6 protein-coding genes and 1 pseudogene are annotated in these 3,846 nt (G+C 71.0%); all 7 read left to right on the top strand.

Annotation, left to right across the window (positions count from 1 at the left end; genetic code table 11):
• Nucleotides 1-793 (top strand): DUF8176 domain-containing protein (locus ON30_RS36185; RefSeq protein ID WP_051029465.1); only part of this gene is annotated, 793 nt, incomplete at its 5' end.
• Between the two features lie 16 nt (nucleotides 794-809).
• The gene (locus ON30_RS17330) at nucleotides 810-1,682 is read left to right on the top strand and encodes a MinD/ParA family ATP-binding protein (protein ID WP_040708463.1); all 873 of its coding nucleotides are present in this window, start codon (nucleotides 810-812) and stop codon (nucleotides 1,680-1,682) included.
• Nucleotides 1,679-2,320 (top strand): hypothetical protein, encoded by a 642-nt coding sequence (locus ON30_RS17325; protein WP_040708461.1) that lies wholly within the window; start codon nucleotides 1,679-1,681, stop codon nucleotides 2,318-2,320. The genes ON30_RS17330 and ON30_RS17325 overlap by 4 nt, the downstream gene beginning before the upstream one ends.
• A gap of 43 nt (nucleotides 2,321-2,363) precedes the next feature.
• On the top strand, nucleotides 2,364-2,660 hold the full coding sequence (locus ON30_RS17320; RefSeq protein WP_040708459.1) for a hypothetical protein: 297 nt from the start codon (nucleotides 2,364-2,366) through the stop codon (nucleotides 2,658-2,660).
• Between the two features lie 7 nt (nucleotides 2,661-2,667).
• Nucleotides 2,668-2,940, top strand: a complete 273-nt coding sequence (locus tag ON30_RS17315; RefSeq protein WP_373282565.1) for a hypothetical protein — start codon at nucleotides 2,668-2,670, stop codon at nucleotides 2,938-2,940.
• 31 nt (nucleotides 2,941-2,971) lie between these two features.
• On the top strand, nucleotides 2,972-3,592 hold the full coding sequence (locus tag ON30_RS17310; protein WP_245554093.1) for a DUF8175 domain-containg protein: 621 nt from the start codon (nucleotides 2,972-2,974) through the stop codon (nucleotides 3,590-3,592).
• Nucleotides 3,589-3,846 (top strand): annotated as a pseudogene (locus ON30_RS17305) (hypothetical protein); the annotation flags it as partial. The gene ON30_RS17310 and the pseudogene ON30_RS17305, both read left to right, overlap by 4 nt.

The raw sequence follows: 3,846 nt of genomic DNA, 5'->3' as shown, positions 1-3,846 counted from the left end.
GTCGCGCGAACCGGACCCGGAGGAGGCCCGCGCCCGCGCCGAGGTCCCCACCGACCTGCCCGCGCGGCGCAGCGAATTCGTCGGCGGGTGGTCGGACTGGGTGGCGGGCGATCACGCGCCCGGCCCCGACGACGACTACGAACCACGACCGAGCGGTCCGGTGCGCTTCCCGTGGCCGGAGGACGAGCGCGACGACGAACCGGTCGAACTCCCGCACGCGCGGTCGAATCCGGCGCTGCGCACCGCCGCGCGCGAACATCCGGCCGCGCGGCGCGCCCGTCTGCTGCTGGTCGTCGTGGTGTCGCTGGTGCTGCTGGTCGCCGCGGTGCTCGGCGCGCTGTGGCTGCTCAACGGCACCGGCGGTGACACGCCGCCGCCGCGGTCGATGCAGTTCACCGCGGGCAGTACGCGTACCGACGCGGCCGCGGACTGCCCGATCGAACGCGGCGTCGGGGTGCTGCGCGGCGCCGAGGCGGGCGGAACGCAGTCGGGACCGGACGCGGTGCTCGCGTTCCAATACGCTTATTACGTCGAGCGTTCCGGGGAGCGGGCGCGCGCGGTGGTCGCACCCGAGGCGCCCATCTCGCCCGCGCCGGTCATCCAGCGCGGCATCGACACGGTCCCGGCGGGGACCACGCACTGCGTGCGCGTCGTCACGATCACCGAGAACAGGTATTCGGTCGAGGTCACCGAGTATCGGCCGGGCGGCGCGCCGGCCACGTACAACAGGCAGACGGTCACCACCGCGGTGATCGGCGGTCGCACCCTGATCACGGGTATCGCGGCCGGATGAAGGAGAGCTGAGAACGATGGGAGAGGACTGGAGCCGCTGGCTCGACGAGACGCCCGGGGAATCGGGCGGGTCGTCGGGCCGACAAGTGCGGTCCAAGGCTCCGGTGGCACGGCTGCGGCGTAGCGGGGGCGACCCCGACGCCGAACCGACACAACGCCCGATCCTGGTGGTCGGCGGCTGCGGTGGGGCGGGAACGACCACGACGGCCCTCGGTATCGCGGGGGAGCTGGGGATGACGGGGACGCCGACCGTCGCGGTGGACGCCACCGCCGCGGGCAGCGATCTGGCGCTGCGCGGTGCCGACGAACACCTGCACCCGATCAGCCTGCAATCGTGGCTGTACGGGCGCGGCGGCGACGAACCGGCGCCGCTGAAGGAATGTCTGTCGCTGGCCAGTTCGGGGATCGGCCTGCTCTGGCGCGACGCCGCGCCGCTGCGGCGCAGAGCGACCTACCTCACGGTCGCGCGCGCGGTCCGCGAGGCGGGGCACACCGGGGTCTACGACGGCGGCAACCCGATTGCCGGTCGGCAACTGCGGCCCCTGCTCGATGATGCCGAGATCGCCCTGGTGCTGGCGATTCCGGCGCGCAGCGATGCCGCCAACCGGTTGCGGGTCACCCTGGAGTGGCTCGACGACCAGTTCGGCGAGGTCGACGGCGAAGGGGCGGGCATCGTCGGGGACACCACCATCGTCGTCTCCCACCAGCATCCGGGCGCGGATTCGCGGGTCGCCGATCATTTGCGGGAACATCTGTCCGGCTGGGTGCGCGAGATCGAGGAGATTCCCTACGATCCGCATCTGGCGCGCGGCGAACTCGTTCGGCACGCGTCGCTGGCCGAGCAGACCCGCCGCGCGTACGCGAAGGTGCTGGCGGGAGTGGCATCATGACGGCCGCCATGAAACTTCGCCGCAAACACGATCCGCAACCGGCCGGGGTGGTCGCCCCGCCGGAGTCGCGCCGCGCCCCCGTGTGGGACCGGCCGGTGCCGGGGATCGGCCGCGCGCCGCTGGTGTGGCTGCTGGGTGTGCACGGCGGCGCGGGAGCCACTACTCTCGCGCATGTGCTTGCCCCCGCGGCGGATTCGAGCCGCCGCTGGCCCGGCGTCTTCGAGCGTGAATCCCCCTTCGTCGTGCTCGTGGCCAGGGAGACCATCGCGGGGCTCACGCGCGCGCACGATCTGTTGCGTCAGCACCATTTCGGCTTCGGCGGCCCGTCCCAGGTGATCGGGTTGATCACCGTGGCCGCCCGGCCCGGCAAGATCCCGCCCGAGATCCGGCGCTACCGCGACGTGGTCGGCTCGCTGGCGGGCCCGCTGTGGCAGGTGCCGTGGTACGAGGAGTGGACGCTGGTCGAGGCCGAACAGCTGCCGACCTGGTCGCCCGGCGACCCGATGCCCGAGCGCAAGCGCAAGATCGACCCGCTCGAGGAGGTCCCGGTCGAGGTTCGCGAACTCGGCGTCGATATCGTTTCCGTCGTCCGCGAAAAGCTCGACGCCCGTTCGACTTTCGATGAGGAGGAGCCGTGATGGCGCGCACCGGTTCGATGAACACCACCGAGAGAGGTCGTCGATGAGCATGATTCTCCTCGCCGTGCAGGACTCGTACGGCACCGTTCTCGCGCAGGTCGGCAACCCGACGCCGGAAGCCCCTCCCGGTTCGGAGAAGATCCTGCAACTGGTGCGCTACCTCACCTGGTTCGTGCTGCTGTCCGGGATCTGCGGCATCGTCTACGCGGGCGGCAAGTTCGCCTGGGAGCGGTGGACCGGCGGCGGTCTGGAATCGCCGAAGATGGTGGCGGGCGCGATGATCGGCGGTGTGGTGGCCACGAGCGCGGGCACCATCATGAACGCCGTCATCGGGACCTGAGGCCGTCGTGTCCAGCGTGCGACTCGCCGCGACCGAACTCGCCTACAAGCGAATGCCCGCCGAGGTGCTCGAACCGTTGATGCAGTTGTTGAACTGGCTGCTGTGGTTCGTGCTGCTGGTGTGCCTGGCTTGGATGATCCTGTCCGCGGGCAGGCTGTGGAGCGCCTTCCGCAGCGATATGGCGATCAACGACGCCACCCACGGCGTGCTGATGAGCCTGATCGGCGCGATCGTGGCGAGCACGGCCTCCGGGATCGCGCTGGCATTCCTGCCGGCGTGAGCGACCGGAACCTGATGAAGACGGTTCTGACATGAACTCCACAGTGATGCGGTCACACGCGGCGGGCGTGGTCGGCCTCGCACTCGTCGCGGCGGCGGGTTGCGCGGGCGGCGGCGAGCAGTCCGTCGCGCCCGACCTGGCGGCGGCGCCGACCGAGGTGCGCTGGCAGGATTTCCGTGGCGTGGTCCTGCCACACACCGCCCAAGGGCCGAGATCGGTCACCGAGGGCGCGGCGGCGGGTTTCGACCGGTCGCCGCCGGGCGCGGCGGTCGCGGCGATCACCCACACGGTGCGCCTGTCGGTGGCCGCCGACGGCCAGTGGTCCTCGGTGGTGGCCCGATCGGTCGTGCCGGGGCCCGCCCGCGACGAGTGGTCGGTCAATCGGCTGCAACTGTCGATCACCGGACCGGCCACGCCCGAATTCGCCCCGCGACTGCTCGGCTACCGGATCGCCGACTACACCGACCGGCGCGGCGCGGTCGAGATCTACACCGAGTACTCCGACGGATCCCGGGCGGTGAACCACACCACCGTCGAATGGTTCCGTGACGACTGGCGGTTACGACTGCCGGACCCCGGATCGACCACCCCGCCCCTGACAGCCCTCGACGAATTGCCCGACGACATCGTGACATTGGAGGCACCCAAGTGAGTCAGAAGGAGCCCTACACGCGCGAGCGTGTCTCCTTCGGTGCCATCGCGTCCGCGGCCCTGCTGGCACTGATCCTGGTGGTCGGCATCGTGATGTTCATCGGGCGCGACGATTCCGGCGGCGGCGAAAGCGCCGCCGTCGCCGTGAGTTCCGGCGGCGAGGGATTCGCCGATCCCGAGATCGACATCCTCGGGCGACGGGTCGACGTCCCGAACAACGCTGCCGGACAACCGCTCTCGCAGGACCCGTCAGTC

This window comes from Nocardia takedensis NBRC 100417 (genome assembly GCF_000308695.1).
Lineage (GTDB): Bacteria > Actinomycetota > Actinomycetes > Mycobacteriales > Mycobacteriaceae > Nocardia > Nocardia takedensis.
Note: the sequence above shows the minus strand (reverse complement) of the source record. Positions and strands in the feature narration are given on the sequence as shown.

Bases quoted from the DNA above. Each gene is read 5' to 3' on its own strand.
- ON30_RS17330 (WP_040708463.1), top strand. From the start codon at position 810: ATGGGAGAGGACTGGAGCCGCTGGCTCGACGAGACGCCCGGGGAATCG.
- ON30_RS17325 (WP_040708461.1), top strand. From the start codon at position 1,679: ATGACGGCCGCCATGAAACTTCGCCGCAAACACGATCCGCAACCGGCC.
- ON30_RS17320 (WP_040708459.1), top strand. From the start codon at position 2,364: ATGAGCATGATTCTCCTCGCCGTGCAGGACTCGTACGGCACCGTTCTC.
- ON30_RS17310 (WP_245554093.1), top strand. From the start codon at position 2,972: ATGAACTCCACAGTGATGCGGTCACACGCGGCGGGCGTGGTCGGCCTC.